This window comes from Pseudoalteromonas sp. 2CM36K, from assembly GCF_023161865.1.
GTDB classification, from domain to species: domain Bacteria; phylum Pseudomonadota; class Gammaproteobacteria; order Enterobacterales; family Alteromonadaceae; genus Pseudoalteromonas; species Pseudoalteromonas tetraodonis.
In genome coordinates this window covers 1-20,972 of sequence record NZ_JALNTK010000026.1, presented here as the reverse complement: position 1 = coordinate 20,972, position 20,972 = coordinate 1, and the positions used below count along the sequence as shown (strand labels likewise).

Sequence of the window (20,972 nt, the reverse complement as noted above, 5' to 3'; positions counted from 1 at the left end):
GGTGGTTGGTGCGTAATTTTTACAAGTAACTGTGTGTTTTATGCAACAATTTTGCAGTTATAAGCGTTTAAAATTTTTTAAATCAATTGCTTAACTTGTCGCTATTTTGAGACAGTAGGGGTTTTTATCCTTGATGGTTCAGCGAGTGTATAAGTTGAGCACTTAATAATAGAACGTTAAAAAATAGCAAAGGACTTTTGTATGCCCGCAGTCATGGCTGAAAAATATAAAGCATTGATAAATTGGCGCCCCAATTTAATTGGCCAATTTGTAATGAGCATGCTGTTGTCGCTGCTGCCCTTATCTATAGTAGTTATTGTGTTTTTAAATGTATTAAATAAGCAATTAGCGGTCACTCAGCAAATTGTGAGTAATAATTACCAAGTAACTAAGTCGTTTAATGTGCTTAAGCAAGAGCTTAATAGTTTAGAAAGGGCAACAAGACAAAACTGGGTATTAAAGAGCGACTCACTCGATAAGCTAATCGTAGATAAATGGCAATCATCATTGCAAAACATCAATGAGCTAAAACAGCTTTCAAATAACCAAGCAAATACACACCAATGGCAACGGCTAACGGATACTTTGCAAACGGCGCATACTCAACTTGTGGTTGAAGCGCGTCAACAAGCTGAATTATTTGTGCCAATCAGCGAAATACTAGCGGAGCTAACATTGTGGTTACGTGAGGAAAATGAAGCCAAAATCACTCAAAACCAAATTAAGCTCACAAATTTACAAGCTTCCTTTATAAACTGGTTGGTTGCACTTACGCCTTTAACGCTACTTGTTGGTGGCGGGTTTTTGTGGCGCATAAGCGGGCGCTTAAAAAGCTTAACCTCAGTGATTGATAAATTAGGCCAAGGAGATTGGCAGCAAAAAATATCGGTGCAGGGATCAGCTGAACTCATAGAGTTAGGTAACAAGTTGCAGTGGGTGCAAGCTCAGCTGCATATGTTAGAACAACAAAAAGATACATTTTTACGCCACGTTACTCACGAATTAAAAACCCCTTTGGCTTCTATGGTTGAGGGCACTGAATTACTAGCCGATGAAATCGTTGGCCCCATCAATAACGAGCAAAAAGCGGTACTTGGGCTGATCAGTCAATCGATGGTGAGGCTACGTACTATGATAGACAGTTTATTGAGTTATAACGCCATCCGCACCAGTAAAGACAACGTCAGTGAAGTGGAATTTAATCAGCTAATAAAAAAGGTAAATAACCACTTTGAGCACCGCTTAAATGCGCGAGAACAATCGCTTATATGGCACAATAGTTTACCTAATATTTCTCTTAGTTTGCCACGGGAGTTAATTGAAATGATTTTAATTCAGCTAATTTCCAATGGCTTAAAGTTTTCTCAGCCAAACCAAGTCGTTACTATTAGCTTGAGTCTAGAAAATAACGGCCTAAATATGCAGGTAGCAGATGAGGGCTGTGGCATTAAAGAGCATGAAAGAGAACATGTTTTTGGGGCGTTTTATCAAGGTAAACATACCAAAGAGATTAGCTTACAAGGCAGTGGTTTAGGCCTTACTATAGTCAAAGAGTCAGTTGAACAGTTACATGGACAACTAAAAATTGAGCATAATGAGCCGCAAGGCTGTCGATTTAACATTGTCATCCCCTATAAAAATAAAGGAGTTAAATAATATGTCTGCGCGTTTAATGGCTATTGTATGGCTAACCAGCAGTCTTGTTTTTTTATCTGGGTGTGAAATAACAAACACTCAAACACAGGGTGAATCAGCATTAAATGTACCCTCTCAGCCAGATAAAAAAACGAATCAGCCAAACCCCAAACCTCGGCCAAAAGCAGAGCCAATATATCCCTCTGCAGCGCAAGTTATTGCTTGGCATGCCAATCAGTGCGGTGGTTTTAAATTAGCGCCTGACAATGAAACTTACTTAGGGGAGCAAGCACTGAAAGCGTTTTTTAATACCGCATGCGTCAACCTTAGTCGCGACCCTGATACTGTTATGAGTCAATTACTTAAGCTGGATCAGGCGTACTATTGGCCCGATGATATAAAGCACTATTTATGGCTGCAAAAACAGCACGTATTAATGCAAATAGATGCAAAAAAACAACAGCAAGCATTGAACGCCAAAATGCAAAAAACCTTGTCGTCATTAGCCGCAATTGAACAGCAACTTTTACTACGTGAAGAAACCAAGGAGCAGTAACTATGTCAGTCACATTTCCATCAAGTGCTAAAGTTTTACTCGTTGATGATGATGCCAGCTTGCTGCAATTACTGGCTATTCGAATTCAATCAAAGGGTTATGAAGTAACGACCAGTGATAGTGGTATGAACGCATTACAACTACTTAAAAACCAAGTGTTTGATGCGGTGATTACCGATTTAAGAATGGATGAAATGGACGGCATGGCGCTGCACCGACAATTGCAAAACCGCTACCCTGCGTTGCCTGTTATTATGATGACGGCTCATGGATCTATCCCTGATGCGGTAGAGGCCACCAAGCAAGGTATTTTTGCCTTTATCACAAAACCCGTTGATAAAGATGAGCTGTTTGACAGCCTAGCCAAAGCCATTGAGATACATGGGGTTAATAATGATGATATTACTCCGCAAAGTAATATTGTCACCCGCAGTGGCGCTATGCTGCATTTGCTGGAGCAAGTTAAACTATTAGGGCCTACACAAGTTAACGTGCTTATTTCTGGTGCCAGCGGTACCGGTAAAGAGTTGCTTGCGCAGGCGATTCATCAGCATAGCCATGTTAGTAATGGTCCATTTGTGGCAATAAACTGTGGGGCCGTGCCTGGTGAGCTATTAGAATCAGAGCTATTTGGTCATAAAAAAGGGGCATTTACAGGAGCTGTAAAAGATCACCAAGGCCTATTTCAGCAAGCGCAAGGCGGTACCTTATTTTTAGACGAAATTGGTGATATGCCCCTAAATTTACAAGTTAAGTTATTACGCGTGTTGCAAGAAAAAACCATTCGCCCAGTGGGCTTTCAAGAAGAAATTCCTATTAATGTGCGAATTGTTTCTGCAACCCACAAAAACCTGCCTGAAGCGATTAGTAATCAACAGTTTAGAGAAGATTTATACTACCGGTTAAACGTCGTAAACTTAAAGTTGCCCCCGCTGTGTGAACGCCGTGAAGATATTAGCTTATTAGCCAACTTTTTTAGTGCCAACATCGCAAAGCGTATGGAGCAAAAAGAAAAGCGCTTTGCAAGCGATGCCATGCATGCCCTAGTAAGGTATGATTGGCCAGGAAATATACGTCAATTACAAAATGTAGTGGAGCAGGTGGTTGCGTTGACTCCTAGTGAGGTTATATCTGAACATTTAGTGCTTAGTGCCCTAAACAGTAATGAAAGCAACGTTGAGCCATTATCACTTAACGAAGCTAAAAAAGAATTTGAACGAGACTATGTAATTAATACCCTGAAAATGGCAGGGGGCAATGTGGCAGAAGGCGCCAAACTTGCCAAGCGTAATCGTTCTGATTTTTATAAGTTGATTAAAAAGCATGAGATTGACGTAGATAGTTTAATTTAATTTGGTTTTTAAAAGGAAGTGAGCATGCAGTTATTCATGGTGTATTTAGGTGGGCCTATTCAAGGTTGCCACATAGAAATGCACGACGTACGTTTTGTGGTAGGCCAAAATATTGAGCAAACTTATAGCAAGCTTAAAAGTCAGTGGGTGGGTGATAAAAACAGTGTACACATGGATAGCTACATGGCGGTTAATCACATTGATGGTTATAAAATCGAGGTAGTTGATAGTTATGTAGAGCAAAATAAGCAACTTTATTTTGTTAACTTAGGTGCTTACAGAAGCGACTCACTAGCAGAGCAACACGACTTTGCTTTGTATGTTGCCAGTAGTAGTGAAGAAGCAAAACAACGCGCTAAAAATGACTTATTAGCAGGGCTGAGTCATCTTCATAAAGATGATTTATATGATGTTGATGACTGCTTTGCGATTGATTTACTCGATAGTCAGCTTAATATTAAGCTAACCCCAAGCGGCCAAGCACAACCAATTAAACCGGACTGGTTCGGTTATCATGTATTATAGTTGCTAAGCATTTTTTTGGATATTGTGTGAAAAAGTATGCGTTTATACTTTTGCTAGTTGGCTTAAGTGGCTGTAAATCACTGTCGGGTTTACCGCCCGTTGTTGATTTAAATAAACTGGTAAAGCAAGTAAAAAACGACCCGACCAATGTGGTTGCAATTCACAAGCAAGCTCAAAAAACACAGCGCTCTATTAAAGCGCAAGTGGGGTAAGCAAAATAGGCAACAGCCTAGTGCAAAAATACGTTAAATACAGCAATGATTATCAAGCCCGTGCCATTATTGATTTTGAGCAAGGCACTGTAAAAGTAGAAACCATCGCGTTAAAAAATACAATAAGCTTGTTACAGCAGGCCATTGTTATGACCCTACTGACCTCCAGCGACCCCGATAAAACCGCTAGCGTATATTTAATAAAAATAGAAGTGTGGCGTTTTCACAAATAAATCAGCTTACTTCAAGCCAGTTTTATAACATTCTCACCACTAAGCACTCACGTGCGGAATCAAGACGCTATTTATATAAAGTCACTAAAGCAGAAAAAAACTATCAGTAACTTATTTACTCATCATTTTCTTGTTGTTCACTTTTAGCTGCCATTTTAAAGGCCACTATCACTAAGCCAAACATAGCAAATGGAATCGCGGCTAATAGGTATTCGACCAGATGACTGTCTTGAAAATTAGCTTGCAGCAAGAAATGCCCCGCAACACACATAATAATAACCACCAAAAGGATGGGCAGTAACCTAAGTTCTTTTTTTGCTGAGTGTTTTTTCATTAGTTAAGGTGAGTTGAGGTATAAAAAAATAATGCGCTATTGTAATGAGCTTACTAAAGCTTGGCAAACAACACTGATTTTTATATTGCGATTAGGTATGATTAACATCAAAGAAAACTTTAAAAGTAGTGGTTGGGAATAAAGTGCAACAAAGCTTAAAGCAAGTTTACCTAGTGGGCGGAGCAGTACGAGATAAACTGCTTAACATACAATCAAAAGATAACGATTACGTTGTTATTGGTGAAACGCCAGAGGTTATGGAAGCGCTTGGCTTTTTACCCATTGGCAGCGATTTTCCCGTTTACTTACACCCACATACTAAAGAAGAATATGCACTAGGGCGCACTGAGCGTAAAAGTGGTAAAGGTTATACCGGCTTTGTAGTGGATGCGAGCCCCAATGTTACGCTTGAAGAAGACTTAGCACGCCGAGATTTAACCATAAATTCTATGGCGCTAGATGAAAACGGCACTGTTATTGACCCGTTTAATGGTCAAGCTGATTTAAAAAATAAAATACTGCGCCACACCACACACGCATTTGTAGAAGACCCGGTTCGGGTATTACGTATTGCCCGTTTTTTAGCCCGTTATGGTAGTGAATGGTCTATTCATCCAAGTACTACTGCATTAATGCATGAGCTTAAAAATAAAGGCGAGCTGGAACATCTAGTACCAGAGCGAGTCTGGCTTGAAACAGAAAAAGCGCTTGGCGAAAAACACCCTGAGCTTTATTTCCAAGCATTAGATGGGTTAGGTATTTTTCCTGAAATAGAACAGATGAAAAACACTCCGCAGCCGGCAAATCATCATCCCGAGGGCGATGTGTTTGTCCATACCATGCTAGTGCTTAGACGAGCAGCCGATTTAGGCTTTAACCTAGAAACCCGGTTTGCTGCTTTAACTCATGATTTTGGTAAAGCGCTCAGTTACAAAAAACAGGGGAATTTACGCGGCCATGAACGTGAAGGGGTTGCTGTGGTTGAGGCCTTTTGTGAACGGCTAAAAGTACCTAGTCGCTTTCGTGATATCGGTGTGCTCACCAGCGATAACCATACCCTTTGTCACACGCTTGAACAATTAAGGCCGCAAACCATTCATAAATTAATTGTCACTAACTTAAATGCGCTAGTGCATCCAGAGCGTTTTATTGCCTTTACTCAAGCATGTCAGTGTGATGCACAAGGACGAGGCGAAACGCTGGTGGATAAGCCTTATCCACAAGCCGCTAAATTACGTGCTATTCACAACGAACTACAAAAAATGGATAAAAAACAAATAGTGCAAGATGCGCTTAAAAGCGGTAAAAAAGGCCCCGAAATAGGTGAAACGGTCAAACGGGCAGAAATAGACTGTATTAAAGCGTTTTTACAGCTTAATGGCTAACTTGTAAGGTTTGTGTCGTTAAGCACTACGTGCTAAAGCCTCAGCTTGCATGGCTTGTTTATTACTTACCTTGGGCTTTTTAGTTGCGCCCTGTTGAGCATGGTTATTGGCTGCATTTGGGCGATATAAATCGAGAATAAACTCTATTTCTTCGGGTTCTAGTAACTCTTTCATTTTGACTCCTCCTAGGTGAGTAGACTAAGACTGAGCGAATGAATTAAAAGTGAATCGTTACACTTGAGTGTGAGTTAAATTGTAACTGCAAAGCTTTAAAATAAAGCGGTTTATAATTAAACCGCTTTTTGTTTAATTACTTAAAGGCAAGTTCACGGTAAACACTACACCACTGTTTTGCTCATTATTGTGCGCCGTTACTGTGCCTTTGTGGTAATCACACACCAGCCTGACAATATAAAGTCCTAAACCTAAATGCGGTTGTTGCTGCATTTGTTGGCTACGCACCGATACCATAGAATCAAAAATATGTTCAGTAAGCCCCTCAGGCAATAAAGTACCTGTATTACTTACCGTTAATGTTGCTTTGTTTTCGCTTTGCTTAAGACTAACTTCAATCGCGGTGTTGGCTTCACTAAATTCCAAGGCATTATTTATTAGCTTATCGAGCAGTTGGGCTATAAATTCAGGGGCACCTTGCATTGGCAGTGTGCTTTGGCAAATGTTGAGTGTAAATAACTGGTTAGGGTAAGTTAGCTGGTAGCCTTGCATGCAGCCATTGATCACCTTTTGCAAATCAAACGGCTCTGGCTCATTACTTTGAATGCTTTGCTCAAGGCGGGTGGCTTCACTCATAGTGGTAATTATCTTCCCTAAACGCTCAACCCCTTCACTGGCACGCTCAAGGTATTTTTGACTCAGTTCACTTTGCTGCAAGCTTTGTAAGTTTTCAAGAGATGAACGTACAACCGCAACCGGCGTGCGCAGCTCATGAGATAATCGCGACGACATATTTTCTAAATAATCGGTATAGCCACCAAGGCGGCTCACTATATTTGAAAAGCTACGCGACAGATCGCCAATTTCGTCATTGGCATCGCTGTAATTTATATGACCTGTTACTCGTCCTTGCGCATCAATAGCTTGCTCTGCGGTATCGCGTAGTCGCCTAATGCGGCTCGATATACGTGAGGCAAAAAAGAATAAAGTCACAGTACCAATCAGCATAACCGCTAAAATCACATTAAACAGTTTTTCCAGTGATTTATTACGCAGTGTACGCACGCCATTGGTGGTTTCTTCAGCTATAACTGCGCCAATAACCTTATCCTCAATCCAAATAGGATACGCAGCCGATAATATCACTGCTTTATTGTCGGGGGTGAGTCGCCACGACGATGCCGGTTGACCTTTGAGTGCTTTGGCTAAATGAGTGCCTTGCATTGAGGCGACATCGTGTAGGGTGTCTATAAACTCATCTTCGGGACGGGTTAAAATTTTATAGTACAAAGGATGCAAATAGGTTTGTTCAAAGCGTTGCCATGCGGTTTTTGGCGCTTGATTTTTTAGTCCATCAGCCCATACGCCATCGGCATTTTGAATACTGCCCGATTGCGCTAAAACACGGTGATGATTATCGACCACCCAAATGCGACTGCCGCTGTGACCCATGCCTTTTAATATACGGTTTATTTCAGGGGAGGGCACCAGTACTGAGCCCAAATCATTTGGGTTATTTAAGTTGGATGTAGACATAATATTAAGTGTTTGGCTTGGCTGTTTACTATCAACATCGGCAATGGCAAACCCCAGTTTATTGCCAAGCATACTCAAAGGAAAGCGCAGCTCAAGGTTGTAGCCAGTTTCAGTTTGTTTAAAAAAGCCCTGAATTTTAGTAAAAGGCATTTTACTGTTGGCGTCAAATGCGTTGACCCAGCCATCTTGGCGCGGAGCAATAATATAAGTATTAAATAGTCCATCAGGATTTTTTAGACCAATTTTTACATAGTCATTATTGGTAATGCTGAGGCTGTTTTTAGCACGGTAAATTACAGTGTCATCTGTGACTTTAAATACAGCATATAAGTAATTATCAAACTTACCTACCATATGGCTAAAAGATAAGTTGCTCAGTTGATGGTTATCATTGGCTGTTTGTAAGTAGCGTTTATCATAAAGCCAAAACAGCGATTGATAAGCGTCCCAGTCGTTGAGTTTGCCATCGAGCTGAATCGGGCTTTTTAAATTATAAGCATAGAGATCGCGACCTTTTACCACCTGATCTAAAAAGTTGGTTTGTTCGTCAAATAAAGCGGGGCGTTCGTGCAGGGCCGTGGCCAGTGCGCGAGTGGTGCCTACGAGCGTTTTTTCTTGGCCTTGGCGTAAAAACTTTTCCATTTCCCATACATATTCGTAGCCAAGCCATGGCAACAAAAACAAAAAGCACGAAAGTAGGATAAATTTACTGCGTAGGCCAAACCTCAGCATGTGGGTTGCTCCCACCTGTAGCCCATGCCATACACGGTATCTATACAGTCAAACTGGCTATCGAGTGCTATAAACTTTTTACGAATACGTTTTACATGCGAGGTAATGGTGCTGTCGTCTACATAAATTTTAGCATCACTCATTAAATCGTTACGGCTTTTAACGTGTCCTGGTCGCTGAGCGAGTGAATGCAGCATCCAAAATTCAGTTACGGTTAAATCAACTAACTGGTGTTGCCAAAGCACCTGCATACGTTGCATATCGAGCGTTAGTTGGCCGCGAGTTATTAATGCGTTAGCATCGGCGGGTTGCTCTAATGCTTCCATACGGCGAAATAGTGCGCCAATACGCGCAGCTAAATGGGCTAAGCTAATGTCTTTGGTTAAGTAGTCGTCGGCGCCCATGCGCAGGCCGCATACGGTGTCTATTTCGCTGTCGCGAGCGGTTAAAAAAATAATCGGTAAGGTTTTAGACAGTGAACGCAGTGTTTGGCACAGTAAAAAGCCACCATCTATTTCATGGCCTAAACCAATATCAACAATGGCTAAATCGGGAAGCGCTTCTTTAAAGGCCGCTTCTGCTTGAGGGCGGTTTTCATAACCACTCACCTGATAGCCTTGAGCGCTCAGCATTTCTATGTAGTTTTCGCGGATTGCGGTTTCATCTTCAATGATGGCTATTTTCTTCATTTTTATTAATTACTCATATTGACTTAGGCGCACTATAGCGAAGTTTTTGCGCTAAGTACGGTTAAAAACACAATTGCCATTTTTTTGCCACAATTGCTCAGCAGTTTGCCATTTTTGATCCCCTTTGTTGCCACTTCATGGTGTTTTAATACAACTATTGAAATTACAGATACAACGCAAGTGCCAACCAATAGCTTGCCAACCATTATTAATAGTAAGGAATAAATCATGAAGAAAACATTAATCGCACTCACACTCGTTAGTACTTTTTGCACTCCTGCTTTTGCCGCGGATACTCCATCGAAAGAAGCAAAAAAGGAAACCATAGTCGGCCTGAGCACCGGTGCCATTATTGGTGGCGTTGTTGGTGGGCCTATTGGCGCGTTTGTAGGTGCATTTGCTGGTGGCTTAATTGGCGATGCCAAGGTGGCTGAGCAAACTATTGCCGAGCAGCAACAAGCTTTAACAGTTATGGCAGAAAAAACCAACGACTACCAACATGTTCTTAATCATAACAGTCACTTAGAAGCGCAACTTGAGCTATTGGCTCAGCAGAATGAGCAATTAACGCAATCACAACTTAATAATTTATTGGCGATGACAGTGCAATTTAAAACAGGCTCTAGCGATATTGCTCCTCATTTTGCTAAGCAGCTTGATCAATTAGTTGCGTTATTAAAAAGCCAGCCACAACTCGCACTTGATTTAAGTGGCTTTGCCGATCAGCGTGGTGAAGAGCAAGCAAACTTATTACTTTCAAAAGCCAGAGTAAACGCCGTAAAAAGTTACTTAATTAAACAAGGTGTAAGCCATACACGTTTAAGCGCACAAGCATTTGGCGAGCAGCAAAGCATAGCAAGCAGTAACACCCTTGAAGATAACTTTTTTGACAGACGCGTTACTCTCACTACCCGTGCGCTAAATCAGTCAAGTAATCAAACAGCAAGCAATTAACAGCGTGCGTTCGAGGGAGTGATTTATGTTGAGTAAACCCACCAAAGTGCTTACCAAGGTAAGCCTTTTTATTTTTATTATTATCGTGCTTTTGGCCAGCTTTAAAAGCCATGCACAGTCGCCAAAACTATCCTTGTTTGATAGCCAAGGAGTGGCGGTTAATCCTGGGGTTATTTTAAAAAGTGATGCAAAAATGACCCTAACAGGACTAATTAATCATGTTGTAGTAACGCAGCACTACATAAATGAAAATCCTTTTGCAGTAAATGCACGTTATATATTTCCTTTACCCGATGAAAGCGCCGTGCAAGCAATGACCATGCGTATTGGCGAGCGAGTTATCAAAGGTAAAATAACAAAAAAACGCCAAGCTGAAAAACAGTACCAAGCTGCCAAAAAAGCAGGCAAACAAGCTTCATTGCTGCGACAGCAGCGTGCAAATATGTTTATTACAAATGTGGCAAATGTAGGGCCAGGAGAAGAAATAGTTATAACGCTTGAGTATCAAGAGATTATTGATTACCAACACGGAACCTTTGCTATTCATTTTCCAACCACAATTACGCCACGCTATCATGCAATAACAGGGGAAGTTAACGATGATCAAGATACACATGCGATAAAAAGCGCTAATGCACCTTTGTTCACTCCACAGGGTTGGTTAAGCCCTGTGTACACAAAACAAACCAATGAGGCGACAAATGCCAGCGATTTAAGCTTAACAATTAACATGGATATAGGCTTAGAATTGGTTGATATAAATGCTAAGTACCATCAAATTAATGTTGAAAACCCTTCATTTGGGCAATACAGCATTGCGCTAAAACCACAGCAAGCCATAAATAGAGACTTTGTACTTGAGTTTAAACCACTTCAAATAGCGCAAGCGCAAGCTGCACTTTTTACTCAACAAGCACAAAATGGTGAGCAGTATGCGTTAGCAATGCTAATGCCGCCAAGCGATAGTTTTACTCAATCTCAGCGTTTACCGCGTGAAATGGTGTTTGTAGTTGATACTTCGGGATCTATGCATGGGCAGTCTATTGAACAAGCTAAAAAAGCGCTGTTTTACGCATTATCATTATTAGATAGTGATGATAGCTTCAATATTGTCAGTTTTAATAATGAGGTTGCAGCCATGAGTGAGACCCCATTAATTGCCAGTGACTTCAATTTACGTCGCGCAGAGCGTTTTATTTATAACTTACAAGCCGATGGCGGAACTGAAATAAAAGGTGCACTTGATGCGGTACTTGATGGTACGCAGTTTGAAAGGTTTGTACGCCAAGTTGTATTTTTAACCGATGGTAGCGTAAGTAACGAAGATCAATTATTTAAACATATTGCGCATACCTTAGGTGATAGCCGTTTATTTACTGTGGGCATTGGTAGTGCGCCTAACCGTTATTTTATGCGTCGTGCCGCTGATATAGGCAAGGGAACTTACACCTTTATAAGCAGTGCTCATGATGTGCAGCCGAAAATGCAGCAGTTGTTTGATAAACTTGCTCATCCGGCGATGACTAATTTAGCGTTAACAAATAAAAATGGAGACAGCTTAGATTTTTGGCCCTCACCTTTGCCTGATCTATATTTTGCTGAGCCTATTATGGTGGCTATTAAATTAGACAGTACCGATGCAATTACTTTTACGGGGCAAACGGCGCATGGGGAGTTTAAGGTTAAGCTTAATCCGCAAGCAAGCTCAAAAGCCACTGGAATTGATAAACTCTGGGCACGTCAAAAAATAAAGTCGTTATTGTTATACAACCAACAAAGTGTAGTAAAACAGCAAGTGCAGCAGCTTGCGCTTGAGCATCAATTACTTAGCCCATTTACTGCGTTTATTGCCATAGAAGAGACCACTATTAAAGAAGTTGCTAAACAAAGTACACAAGTGGCTAATACTATGCCGCAAGGAATGACCATGCGCTTGCCGCAAACTGATGGGCAAAGCAAAGTGCATATTGTGTTTGGGGCTTTAATGCTACTAGGTGGCCTGTTGTTAGTAAGGCGCTGTAAATGAAAAAGTGGCTAAGCATAGGTTTACTAGCCTTGGGGCTGAGCTTGTTTGGCCATGGTGTATACATGCAGGCAAAGGCATGGCTTGCACAAGTGTTAATAGAGCAAGCTTGGCAAACGACCCTTAAATCGCCTAATAAAAAAATTAAGCCGTGGTTTTATGCTGATAGTTACCCGGTGGCACAAATAATATGGCCAAAGCATAATAAGCGACTAACCGTGCTTGATGGAGCAAGTGGTAGAAATTTAGCGTTTGCGCCGAGCCACTTTTTACCAGCAGGGGAGTTAGGTGGGGCTGATTTTGGTAATTCGAAAGGAGCACTTATTGCTGGCCACAATGATACCCACTTTGCGTTTTTAAAAAACGCTAAAGTGGGGGAGCAATTTTCTTTACAACTTAAAAATGGCCAAGTGCAGCATTATTCAGTAACACATGTTGAGGTAATTAATCAGTACAACACCGATTTTTTGCATCAATCAGGGCTGTATTTATTAACCTGTTACCCTTTTGATTCGCTGGCCTCGGGTACCGATTTAAGGTGGTTAGTGTCGGCAGAAATATCCTCACCCGAAGTTGAGTTAGGAATATCGACCACCAGCTCTTGATGGCGTTGGCTAATCATTACGCCTATAAACACCACAAATATGCTGATCCACTGGCCAAGAGTTAGTACTTCGTTGAGGATAATGGCTGACAAAATTAAAGTGAAAATAGGAATTAAATTAGAGTAAGCCGCGGCGGTTAATACCGACACTTTACTAATCGCATAGTTGTACATGCCGTACCCACCCAAAGTAACACAAGAGCCTAAGTACAATATGCTCATTAGTGCGGTTAAATCGTGTTGGTTTTCACTGGGTAGGTCAATAAATAATAAAAACGGAGCAAAAAACAAACTACCACTCACACCTTGCAGAGCAATCAATGTGAGTGGGGAATAACGGTTAGCTAAATGTTTTATACACACGGTATAAAATGCCGCGCACACCATGGCCATTAATTCTAAAAAATTCCCCAGTAATGGGTTTGGGGCTTGGCTTGAACTCGGTGAGAGCAAGGTCAGTAAAATACTGCCGCCAATACACAGCGTAAAACCCACCACAATAGCTTTACTAATATGCTCTTTGAGCATGAAAAACGCTAAAAATGCCACAATAATGGGTAAACAAGAAACAATCACTCCCGCTTGAGATGCTGAGGTATATTCCATTGCGTGGCCTTCAAATAAAAAGTACAAGCACGGCTCAGCCAGCGACATGCCTAATAAGTACTTCCAATCGCCTTTTAAATATTCAAAGCGAATTACGTAACGCCATAAACATAACGAAATCAGTAAAGTGGTGAGCATACGTAAAAATATCACCAAGGCAGGGTCATAAATCGCAATCGCGTATTTAAGTGCAATAAAGGAGCTACCCCACAAAAAGGTGGCAATAATTAAACATAAACTGGCAGGCATAAGGTGTAATTTAATCGGTTGAATATAGTGCGATCCTAGCACGCAGAGGGGGTGCTTGAATATTTTTTACTTGTTCAAAAATACCGAACTGGTATAAATAAATTCATTATTTATTGCGCTAAGTAAAAAACATGCAAAGGGATCAGGTCGTAGTTGTAAAGCTAGGTACAAGCGTACTCACTGGCGGTACCGATAAGTTAGACAAAGCACATATGGTGGAACTGGTTCGCCAATGCTGTGAGCTAAAAAAGCAAGGTCACCAGGTTATTTTGGTATCAAGCGGTGCGGTTGCTGCAGGTCGCGAACAGCTATTAAAACCCTGTGGGCGCACATTAATAGACAAACAAATGTTGGCCGCTATTGGGCAAGGGCAACTCATTCATATTTGGCAAAGTTTATTTGCGTTATATGGCGTTAACGTGGGGCAAATGCTACTAACGCGCGCGGATGTTGACGACAGAGAGCGTTATTTAAATGCCCGCGATACCCTCAATGCCTTATTAAATTATGATGTAGTGCCGATCATTAATGAAAACGACGCAGTTGCTACTAGCGAAATAAAAGTAGGTGACAACGATAACTTGTCGGCATTAGTGGCTATTTTAGCCAATGCTGACAAATTACTGCTACTGACCGACCAACAAGGGTTATTTACCAGCGATCCCCGCACTGACATTAACGCCACCTTGATTGACGAAGTTACTCATATTAATGATGAGTTACGCCAACTTGCGGGTGGCAGCGGTACAAACCTAGGCACAGGGGGTATGGCAACCAAACTACAGGCAGCAGATATTGCCAGAAGAGCTGGGGTTGAGGTGATTATTGCCAAAGGCGCTGATGAAAACGTGATTTTAAAATGCATGAGCGAACAACTGCCAGGCACCCGTTTTTTAAAACTTACCGCCCCTAAAGATGGCCGAAAAAAATGGTTATTGGCAGGGCCTAAAAGTAGTGGCCAAATTTTAATTGATGCCGGTGCGGTGCATGCATTGCAATCTAAGGGGGCTAGTTTACTTGCTAAAGGCATTACGCGTGCAATAGGTGAATTTGAACGTGGAGATTTAATTAACTTAATTGATGTAAACCAGCAAATTATTGCACGCGGGTTAACTCGCTTTAGCCATCTTGAAATTGATAAAATAAAAGGCGCACACTCTAATCAAATCAGCCAATTACTTGATTACGATAGCGGTGTGGAAGTACTACACAGAGATGATATGGTGGTGTTGTAATTAAGCACTTTTTTAACGATATAGCGCAACGTATAATCCGCTTATAGTGTTGCGCTTTTTTGTGTTAAAATCTTGCACCTTAAATTTGTTGTAAAGAGTATTGAAGATGAAATTAGTTCGCTGGGTTTTAGGTTGTATCATCTTATTTTTTAATTTTGTTTTTACGCCGCGTAGCAAAAAACGTGATCCGCAAGAGCAAACTAAGCTTGATCAGCAAACCGCACAATTTAAGCTCTATCAATTCAAAGCATGCCCTTTTTGTGTAAAAGTGCGCCGTTCAATTAAGCGTGAAGGCTTAAAAATTGAAACACGCGATGCAAAAAATGATGAGCAATACCGCCAAGAGCTATTAGAGCAAGGCGGAAAAGTTAAAGTACCTTGTTTACGTATTGAGCAAGATGGCCAAGTTAAATGGCTTTATGAATCAAACGATATTATTGCTTACTTAAACAAAGTAGCCGCTTAAAATATTTATTGGTATTTCATACCATCTCACTTATTAAAAGAGACATTACCATGACAATTCGTACCCGTGTTGCTCCGTCGCCAACTGGTGACCCGCATCTTGGCACCGCTTACATTGCCTTATTTAACTACTGTTTTGCTAAACAGCAAGGCGGTGAATTTGTACTTCGTATTGAAGATACTGACCAAGTTCGCAGCACACCAGAATCTGAACAAGCCATCATGGATAGCTTACGCTGGTTAGGCCTTGAGTGGGATCATGGTCCTGATGTAGGTGGTGAGTTTGGTCCATACCGTCAATCTGAGCGCAGTGATTTATATAAAAAATACGCTCATCAGTTAGTTGAAGACGGCAAAGCATTCTACTGTTTCGCAACCAGCGAAGAACTGGACCAAATGCGTGAAGAACAAATGGCCGAAGGTCTGCGTCCTAAATACGATGGCCGTGGCTTAAACCATACCGAAGACGAAATTAAAGCAAACCTAGCTGCTGGTAAACCGTACGTTATTCGTATGAAAATCCCAAGCGAAGGTACGTTTAAGTTTAACGATTACCTACGCGACGAAATTGAGATCCCGTGGGAAAACGTAGACATGCAAGTGCTATTAAAAGCGGATGGCTTTCCAACTTACTTTTTAGCTAATGTGGTGGATGATCACCACATGCAAATTAGCCATATTTTCCGTGGTGAAGAGTGGATAAACTCAGCGCCTAAGCTATTAAAACTGTATGAAGATTTTGGTTGGGAAGCACCCGTATTAGGTCACTTACCATTACTGCGTAACCCAGATAAATCAAAACTGTCTAAGCGTAAAAACCCAACGTCTATTAATTACTACAAAGAAATGGGTTACCTACCAGAAGCGGTACTAAACTACTTAGGCCGTATGGGTTGGTCAATGCCTGATGAGCGTGAAAAGTTCACCCTTAATGAAATGATTGAACATTTTGACATGAAGCGTGTATCGCTGGGGGGCCCAGTATTCGACGTAGACAAGTTAAGCTGGTTAAACGGTATGTGGATCCGCGAAAACTTAACTGATGCAGAGCTAATGCAGCGTTTTGTTGACTGGAAATTTAATGGCGACATGCTTGCTAAAGTATTACCGGAAGCTAAAACGCGTATAAATACGCTCTCTGACATGGTTGATTTAGCAGGGCACTTTGTAGGCGGTATCCCGACTTACGATCCAGCGCTACTAACAGCCGGTAAAGCTGACGAAGATGTTATTCGCCAAGCATTACAATTTTTTGTATGGCAGCTAGAAGGCTTACGTAGCTTTGAAAAACCAGCTATTTTTGCAATTGCAAAAGAAGTAGCCACCTTCCACGAGCTTAAAATTAAAGACTTCTTAGAGCCTATATTTGTGGCTATTACCGGCAAAACATCATCTACCTCGGTATTAGATGCAATGGAGATTTTAGGGTCTGACCTATCGCGTGCACGTTTACGTGTCGCGCTTGCTCATTTAGGTATTTCTAAAAAGCAGGCTAAAAAGATAGAGCGCGCATACCGCGACTATCCAAGTGCTTAATTAATCCTAATGCAGGTTAGCTATTTAAAAGCCGCTTAATTTAAGCGGCTTTTTACGTTTAAAAAGCCTCGAAATTATATGCTTGGCCATTACAAACAACCATTTGTAACCTTTATTAAACAGATTCGACCTCTCAAGATTTTTTTTCTGGTAGTATGGCTAGGTTATAAGCAGTTTAAGCAGTGAACACACTATGTTAAGTCCTTACTATCAGCAGCATGCTGATTATGTTTCAATTTCTCGTGAGCAAGGTTGTCGCTTTGCTAAATGTGTAGCCGACGACTACAACCCGCTTCATGATAAAGACGCTAAAAAGTTTTGCGCACCAGGAGACTTACTTTTTTCTCTAGTGTTAGACCGCTATGGCATTAGTGAGCGAATGGAGTTTACCTTTGCCGGTATGGTTGATGAAAATACCAAGCTAAATTTTCCAGAACAACCTGGAGAAGAGTTTGATGTAAACCATGGCGAAAAAGTAATTTTAAAAGTTAAACGCGACGGTAAAACCAGTAAATGCTTAACACTTACAAACAGTTTAATAAAAAATTATGTTGAGTTCTCAGGTGCTGCGTTCCCGCATGTAATTATTCCTTTAATGGGCAAGCAAGCGGTAATGATAAATCCTGCGCGGCCTATGATTATTTATGAATCAATGATAATTAACCTTAATAACATTGATATTAAATCACCGACCCTTGAGTTTGCTGAGCCAAGTTTTGAATACGCTGGTAAACGCGGCAAAATAACCTTGCGCTTTAATTTACTCGAAAACGGCGAAAAGGTGGGTTTTGGTGAAAAACACATGGTGGTATCGGGTATTCGTGAGTACTGTCAAAGCACCGTAGATGATTTAATTGCATTTTATAATGAGCGTAAAGCCACATTAAAACCGGTTTAAATACTTCATTTTACAAAGGGCGCTATTGAGCGCCTTTTTTATTACTAAAGCTCAGGTATAATAGCGTTCTTTGTTATTTTAAAGCCAAGCTTATGTCTGCCACATCGTTCTCATCACTAGCCCTAGACCCGTTACTATTAACGGCAATAGAGCAAAATAATTACACTACGCCTACCGCCATTCAGCACAAAACGATACCGCCAATTTTAGCGGGCAAAGACGTGATGGGCAGCGCTCAAACTGGCACCGGTAAAACAGCCGCTTTTGTTTTGCCGCTATTACATAAGCTTTTAAATTCCGCTAAAAAAGACGAACTAGGCATTGCCCGTGTGGTTATTTTAACGCCCACTAGGGAGCTTGCTCAGCAAGTATTTGCAAGCTTTGAAAAATATGCACAAGGTACAGATATAAAAGGTGCACTTGCCTATGGTGGCGCAAGCATTGGCCCGCAAATTAAAGCACTTAAAACAGCGCAGGTAATAGTGGCAACGCCAGGGCGCTTACTTGATCACATAGTGAAGGGCAGTGTGGTGCTTTCAAGCGTGGACTCTTTAGTATTTGATGAAGCAGACCGTATGCTTGATATGGGTTTTATTGACGAAATTAAACGAATACTGCGTCACATCCCAGGCGATCGTCAAACCTTACTGTTTTCCGCCACCTTTGATGACAGTGTATTTGAGCTGAGTAAAAAATTGCTCAAAGACCCTGAACTTATTGAAGTTGATAAGCGCAACTCTGCTGCTGTAGAGGTTGAACAAGTTATTTACGCAGTAGATGAAGACAGAAAGCGCGAACTGGTATCGCACATGATTGGCATGAAAAACTGGCGCCAAGTGCTTATATTCACCCGCACTAAACAAATGGCCGATAAGCTTGCCAAAGAAATGTGTAAAGATGGTTTAAAAACCGAATCTATTCATGGTGATAAATCACAGGGTGCTCGCGATCGCGCATTACAAAACTTTAAAGAGGGCAGTACGCGTGTATTATTAGCCACCGATGTAGCGGCGCGCGGTTTAGACATACCGGCACTTAAATACGTAATTAACTTTGAATTGCCATACATAGCTGAAGATTATGTGCATCGTATTGGCCGTACAGGACGAGCTGGTGAGCAAGGTTTAGCAATGTCATTAGTGAGCTTAGATGAGCAATGGCTACTTGAAGAAATTGAAGTACTGCTTGATACCCGCTTAACACCACAATGGCTTGAAGGCTATGAACCTGATTTAAATAAGCCGCCTAAAGATAACCGCAAAAACACTAACAAAGCGCGTAAAGAGCGCGATAAAAAACGTATTACAGGGCAAAGAGCGCCGAATAGAAGACGCAAGTAAAAGCGTTCAGTTTTTTAGCTGTCAGTTGTCAGTAAAAAAGAGCCCAACACGGCGTTAAATTTAGCGCCGTGGTTTGCTGCATATTCTTAACTCACTACCTCTCCCTGTTAGTTCTTTTTAGCACACAGCTTAAGTGTTAAGTCATTGTATTGTTTACATGGAATTAATAAAGTGTAATTATTTTGCCGAGAATGAAATCAGGTGATTAAAACGTAAAATATAAAAAAGGAAGTGACATTGAATTATCTCAATTGGTTGAAAAACATAAAGGTGTAGTAGCTCATATCTGATCGTACAGCTGAGGAGAATTAGTTTAGATTTCACCTGACAAGCAGCTATGAGCGAGAAGCTGTCATTGAAATTGGCTAAATATCGTCGTTAATTGATTGGTTAAACTGCTCTTTGCGCATATATTCATGAAAATGAGCGCTGAGCGCATATTGGTTTATTTAAATTTATCTGAGATTTTAGAAAACTTAGTGATAGTAATACCTTAGATAATTTGTTAAAGCTATATAATGTAGAAAAATGAGCGTAGCGTCGGCAGAAATATGCGCGATGAGCGCACTATTAAATGTTATGAGTAAATTGGTCTTGGAGTCCAAGTTTAATGTCAGAAAAAGAAAAAATGTTAGCAGGTAAGCTTTATGATCCAAGTGATGAAGAGTTATTAAAGCTAAGATTGAACGCTAGACTGTTAACTGAAGAGTTGAAACAACCTCTGTCGAGTTTCAACAAAAGCGTGTTGAAATAATTAGGCATTTATTTGGCACAACAGGTGACAATATTCACATTGAATCTTATTTCAATTGTGACTATGGCTCTAATATTCATGTTGGTGATAATTTCTATGCTAATTTCGGCTGCGTGATTTTGGATGTTGCGGAAGTAAAATTTGGTAAGAACTGTTTACTTGCACCTCAAGTTGGAATTTATACTGCGACACATCCCTTAGACCCAATCGAGAGGAACAGTGGTTTAGAGCTAGCAAAGCCAATAACCATTGGTGATAATTGTTGGATAGGTGGTCATGCGGTTATCAACCCTGGCGTGACCCTTGGGAACAATGTGGTGGTAGCCTCTGGTGCAGTGGTAACGAAGAGTTTTGGGGACAATATCGTAATTGGTGGTAACCCAGCGAAAGTGTTAAAAGAAATCAGCGTTAAGCCATAATTTACTCATAACAAAGCATTTAAGAGTGATTCCCAACGCTTGGTATTTTTCATTCCATCGTTGGGTTTTTGTGTTTACGGTGGTATGGTGAGGTTTCGTGGTAGCGTTGCTCACACCTTAATGCGGCGTTACGAACGTCCGGACATGGCACAAATCAGTCACTGGTAACGTTAACGCGGTAAGTTGGACTGTTTCTGGTAAATTCATTATTTTTGGCGGATGGCGTGGCTCCGCCACTTATCCGACCTACGTCAAAATGTAGGTTGGTTAAGCCGAAGGCGCCACTCAAAAGGCTTTCAAATTCACTTTTTATACGCTGTTGGCACAAATGCGAAATTCAGCTTTGATAAAGTCCTACAGTTCAATTCTGACAGCTCAAGTTAGTACTTATTAAAATAAATGAAGCTAACTACTTGAACTGGCTTATTCGATGTCGCTTATTATTGTTGCCCGAACCCCGAACCCCGAACCCCGAACCCCGAACCCCGAACCCCGAACCCCGAACCCCGAACCCCGAACCCCGAAC

20 protein-coding genes and 1 pseudogene are annotated in these 20,972 nt (G+C 41.1%); 16 read left to right on the top strand and 5 right to left on the bottom strand.

Features of this window, described 5'->3' with window-relative positions:
- The first annotated feature begins 201 nt into the window (after positions 1-201).
- The 6 genes from MTN97_RS15275 to MTN97_RS15250 are packed head-to-tail and all read left to right on the top strand — an operon-like array spanning position 202 to position 4,513.
- Positions 202-1,656 carry a HAMP domain-containing sensor histidine kinase gene (locus tag MTN97_RS15275; RefSeq protein WP_036981480.1) on the top strand — a complete coding sequence of 485 codons (1,455 nt, stop codon included), beginning with the start codon at positions 202-204 and terminating at the stop codon, positions 1,654-1,656.
- Position 1,657: 1 nt separating this feature from the next.
- Positions 1,658-2,191 carry a hypothetical protein gene (locus MTN97_RS15270; protein WP_214552688.1) on the top strand — a complete coding sequence of 178 codons (534 nt, stop codon included), beginning with the start codon at positions 1,658-1,660 and terminating at the stop codon, positions 2,189-2,191.
- A gap of 2 nt (positions 2,192-2,193) precedes the next feature.
- The gene (locus tag MTN97_RS15265; protein WP_248474798.1) at positions 2,194-3,543 is read left to right on the top strand and encodes a sigma 54-interacting transcriptional regulator; all 1,350 of its coding nucleotides are present in this window, start codon (positions 2,194-2,196) and stop codon (positions 3,541-3,543) included.
- Between the two features lie 24 nt (positions 3,544-3,567).
- Positions 3,568-4,068 carry a DUF1543 domain-containing protein gene (locus MTN97_RS15260; protein WP_248474797.1) on the top strand — a complete coding sequence of 167 codons (501 nt, stop codon included), beginning with the start codon at positions 3,568-3,570 and terminating at the stop codon, positions 4,066-4,068.
- 26 nt (positions 4,069-4,094) lie between these two features.
- Positions 4,095-4,280, top strand: a complete 186-nt coding sequence (locus MTN97_RS15255; RefSeq protein ID WP_248474796.1) for a hypothetical protein — start codon at positions 4,095-4,097, stop codon at positions 4,278-4,280.
- Positions 4,281-4,300: 20 nt separating this feature from the next.
- A complete protein-coding gene (locus MTN97_RS15250; RefSeq protein WP_248474795.1) occupies positions 4,301-4,513 on the top strand; it encodes a murein transglycosylase domain-containing protein in 213 nt (70 codons plus the stop codon).
- Positions 4,514-4,628: 115 nt separating this feature from the next.
- Here MTN97_RS15250 and MTN97_RS15245 read toward each other — a convergent pair whose 3' ends face one another.
- Positions 4,629-4,847 carry a hypothetical protein gene (locus MTN97_RS15245; RefSeq protein WP_138626333.1) on the bottom strand — a complete coding sequence of 73 codons (219 nt, stop codon included), beginning with the start codon at positions 4,845-4,847 and terminating at the stop codon, positions 4,629-4,631.
- A 143-nt stretch (positions 4,848-4,990) separates the two neighbouring features.
- On the opposite strand from MTN97_RS15245, the gene MTN97_RS15240 reads away from it, so the two are divergent.
- Positions 4,991-6,232 carry a multifunctional CCA addition/repair protein gene (locus MTN97_RS15240; protein ID WP_248474794.1) on the top strand — a complete coding sequence of 414 codons (1,242 nt, stop codon included), beginning with the start codon at positions 4,991-4,993 and terminating at the stop codon, positions 6,230-6,232.
- 18 nt (positions 6,233-6,250) lie between these two features.
- On the opposite strand, the gene MTN97_RS15235 is transcribed toward MTN97_RS15240, so the two are convergent.
- From MTN97_RS15235 to pdsR, 3 genes are all read right to left on the bottom strand, one after another.
- Complete coding sequence (locus MTN97_RS15235; protein WP_171036851.1) at positions 6,251-6,406, bottom strand: hypothetical protein; 156 nt, start codon at positions 6,404-6,406, stop codon at positions 6,251-6,253.
- Positions 6,407-6,538: 132 nt separating this feature from the next.
- Positions 6,539-8,674: a proteobacterial dedicated sortase system histidine kinase gene (gene pdsS / locus MTN97_RS15230; RefSeq protein ID WP_248474793.1), complete on the bottom strand. Its 2,136-nt coding sequence runs from the start codon at positions 8,672-8,674 to the stop codon at positions 6,539-6,541.
- Positions 8,668-9,363 (bottom strand): proteobacterial dedicated sortase system response regulator, encoded by a 696-nt coding sequence (gene pdsR, locus MTN97_RS15225; protein ID WP_036981496.1) that lies wholly within the window; start codon positions 9,361-9,363, stop codon positions 8,668-8,670. The genes pdsS and pdsR overlap by 7 nt, the downstream gene beginning before the upstream one ends.
- 228 nt (positions 9,364-9,591) lie before the next feature.
- On the opposite strand from pdsR, the gene pdsO reads away from it, so the two are divergent.
- From pdsO to MTN97_RS15210, 3 genes are read left to right on the top strand one after another with little or no spacing between them, the layout of a single operon-like run.
- On the top strand, positions 9,592-10,317 hold the full coding sequence (gene pdsO, locus MTN97_RS15220; protein ID WP_036981499.1) for a sortase-associated OmpA-like protein PdsO: 726 nt from the start codon (positions 9,592-9,594) through the stop codon (positions 10,315-10,317).
- A 25-nt stretch (positions 10,318-10,342) separates the two neighbouring features.
- On the top strand, positions 10,343-12,343 hold the full coding sequence (locus MTN97_RS15215) for a marine proteobacterial sortase target protein (protein WP_248474792.1): 2,001 nt from the start codon (positions 10,343-10,345) through the stop codon (positions 12,341-12,343).
- Positions 12,340-12,945, top strand: a complete 606-nt coding sequence (locus MTN97_RS15210; RefSeq protein WP_248474791.1) for a class GN sortase — start codon at positions 12,340-12,342, stop codon at positions 12,943-12,945. Before MTN97_RS15215 ends, MTN97_RS15210 begins: the two co-directional genes overlap by 4 nt.
- Here the strand turns inward: MTN97_RS15210 and MTN97_RS15205 are convergent.
- The gene (locus MTN97_RS15205; protein WP_033102849.1) at positions 12,840-13,799 is read right to left on the bottom strand and encodes a DMT family transporter; all 960 of its coding nucleotides are present in this window, start codon (positions 13,797-13,799) and stop codon (positions 12,840-12,842) included. The genes MTN97_RS15210 and MTN97_RS15205 overlap by 106 nt on opposite strands.
- Before the next feature lie 131 nt (positions 13,800-13,930).
- Here MTN97_RS15205 and proB point away from each other — a divergent pair, with 131 nt between their 5' ends.
- The 6 genes and pseudogenes from proB to MTN97_RS18155 all read left to right on the top strand — a co-directional run bounded on the left by proB (position 13,931) and on the right by MTN97_RS18155 (position 20,446).
- Positions 13,931-15,034: a glutamate 5-kinase gene (gene proB / locus MTN97_RS15200; protein WP_248474790.1), complete on the top strand. Its 1,104-nt coding sequence runs from the start codon at positions 13,931-13,933 to the stop codon at positions 15,032-15,034.
- 106 nt (positions 15,035-15,140) lie between these two features.
- On the top strand, positions 15,141-15,500 hold the full coding sequence (locus tag MTN97_RS15195; protein WP_008111110.1) for a glutaredoxin family protein: 360 nt from the start codon (positions 15,141-15,143) through the stop codon (positions 15,498-15,500).
- 50 nt (positions 15,501-15,550) lie between these two features.
- Complete coding sequence (gene gltX / locus MTN97_RS15190; protein WP_008111109.1) at positions 15,551-17,035, top strand: glutamate--tRNA ligase; 1,485 nt, start codon at positions 15,551-15,553, stop codon at positions 17,033-17,035.
- Between the two features lie 193 nt (positions 17,036-17,228).
- A complete protein-coding gene (locus MTN97_RS15185; protein ID WP_248474789.1) occupies positions 17,229-17,933 on the top strand; it encodes a DUF3581 domain-containing protein in 705 nt (234 codons plus the stop codon).
- Between the two features lie 92 nt (positions 17,934-18,025).
- Positions 18,026-19,273 carry a DEAD/DEAH box helicase gene (locus MTN97_RS15180; protein WP_248474788.1) on the top strand — a complete coding sequence of 416 codons (1,248 nt, stop codon included), beginning with the start codon at positions 18,026-18,028 and terminating at the stop codon, positions 19,271-19,273.
- 610 nt (positions 19,274-19,883) lie between these two features.
- Positions 19,884-20,446 (top strand): annotated as a pseudogene (locus tag MTN97_RS18155) (sugar O-acetyltransferase).
- The last annotated feature ends 526 nt before the right edge of the window (positions 20,447-20,972 follow it).

Coding starts and splice junctions, on each gene's coding strand:
- gltX (WP_008111109.1), top strand. CDS start 15,551: ATGACAATTCGTACCCGTGTTGCTCCGTCGCCAACTGGTGACCCGCAT.
- MTN97_RS15195 (WP_008111110.1), top strand. CDS start 15,141: ATGAAATTAGTTCGCTGGGTTTTAGGTTGTATCATCTTATTTTTTAAT.
- MTN97_RS15215 (WP_248474792.1), top strand. CDS start 10,343: ATGTTGAGTAAACCCACCAAAGTGCTTACCAAGGTAAGCCTTTTTATT.
- pdsS (WP_248474793.1), bottom strand. CDS start 8,674: ATGCTGAGGTTTGGCCTACGCAGTAAATTTATCCTACTTTCGTGCTTT.
- MTN97_RS15180 (WP_248474788.1), top strand. CDS start 18,026: ATGTCTGCCACATCGTTCTCATCACTAGCCCTAGACCCGTTACTATTA.
- MTN97_RS15205 (WP_033102849.1), bottom strand. CDS start 13,799: ATGCCTGCCAGTTTATGTTTAATTATTGCCACCTTTTTGTGGGGTAGC.
- MTN97_RS15245 (WP_138626333.1), bottom strand. CDS start 4,847: ATGAAAAAACACTCAGCAAAAAAAGAACTTAGGTTACTGCCCATCCTT.
- proB (WP_248474790.1), top strand. CDS start 13,931: ATGCAAAGGGATCAGGTCGTAGTTGTAAAGCTAGGTACAAGCGTACTC.
- MTN97_RS15270 (WP_214552688.1), top strand. CDS start 1,658: ATGTCTGCGCGTTTAATGGCTATTGTATGGCTAACCAGCAGTCTTGTT.
- MTN97_RS15235 (WP_171036851.1), bottom strand. CDS start 6,406: ATGAAAGAGTTACTAGAACCCGAAGAAATAGAGTTTATTCTCGATTTA.
- MTN97_RS15185 (WP_248474789.1), top strand. CDS start 17,229: ATGTTAAGTCCTTACTATCAGCAGCATGCTGATTATGTTTCAATTTCT.
- MTN97_RS15210 (WP_248474791.1), top strand. CDS start 12,340: ATGAAAAAGTGGCTAAGCATAGGTTTACTAGCCTTGGGGCTGAGCTTG.
- pdsO (WP_036981499.1), top strand. CDS start 9,592: ATGAAGAAAACATTAATCGCACTCACACTCGTTAGTACTTTTTGCACT.
- MTN97_RS15260 (WP_248474797.1), top strand. CDS start 3,568: ATGCAGTTATTCATGGTGTATTTAGGTGGGCCTATTCAAGGTTGCCAC.
- MTN97_RS15265 (WP_248474798.1), top strand. CDS start 2,194: ATGTCAGTCACATTTCCATCAAGTGCTAAAGTTTTACTCGTTGATGAT.
- pdsR (WP_036981496.1), bottom strand. CDS start 9,363: ATGAAGAAAATAGCCATCATTGAAGATGAAACCGCAATCCGCGAAAAC.
- MTN97_RS15275 (WP_036981480.1), top strand. CDS start 202: ATGCCCGCAGTCATGGCTGAAAAATATAAAGCATTGATAAATTGGCGC.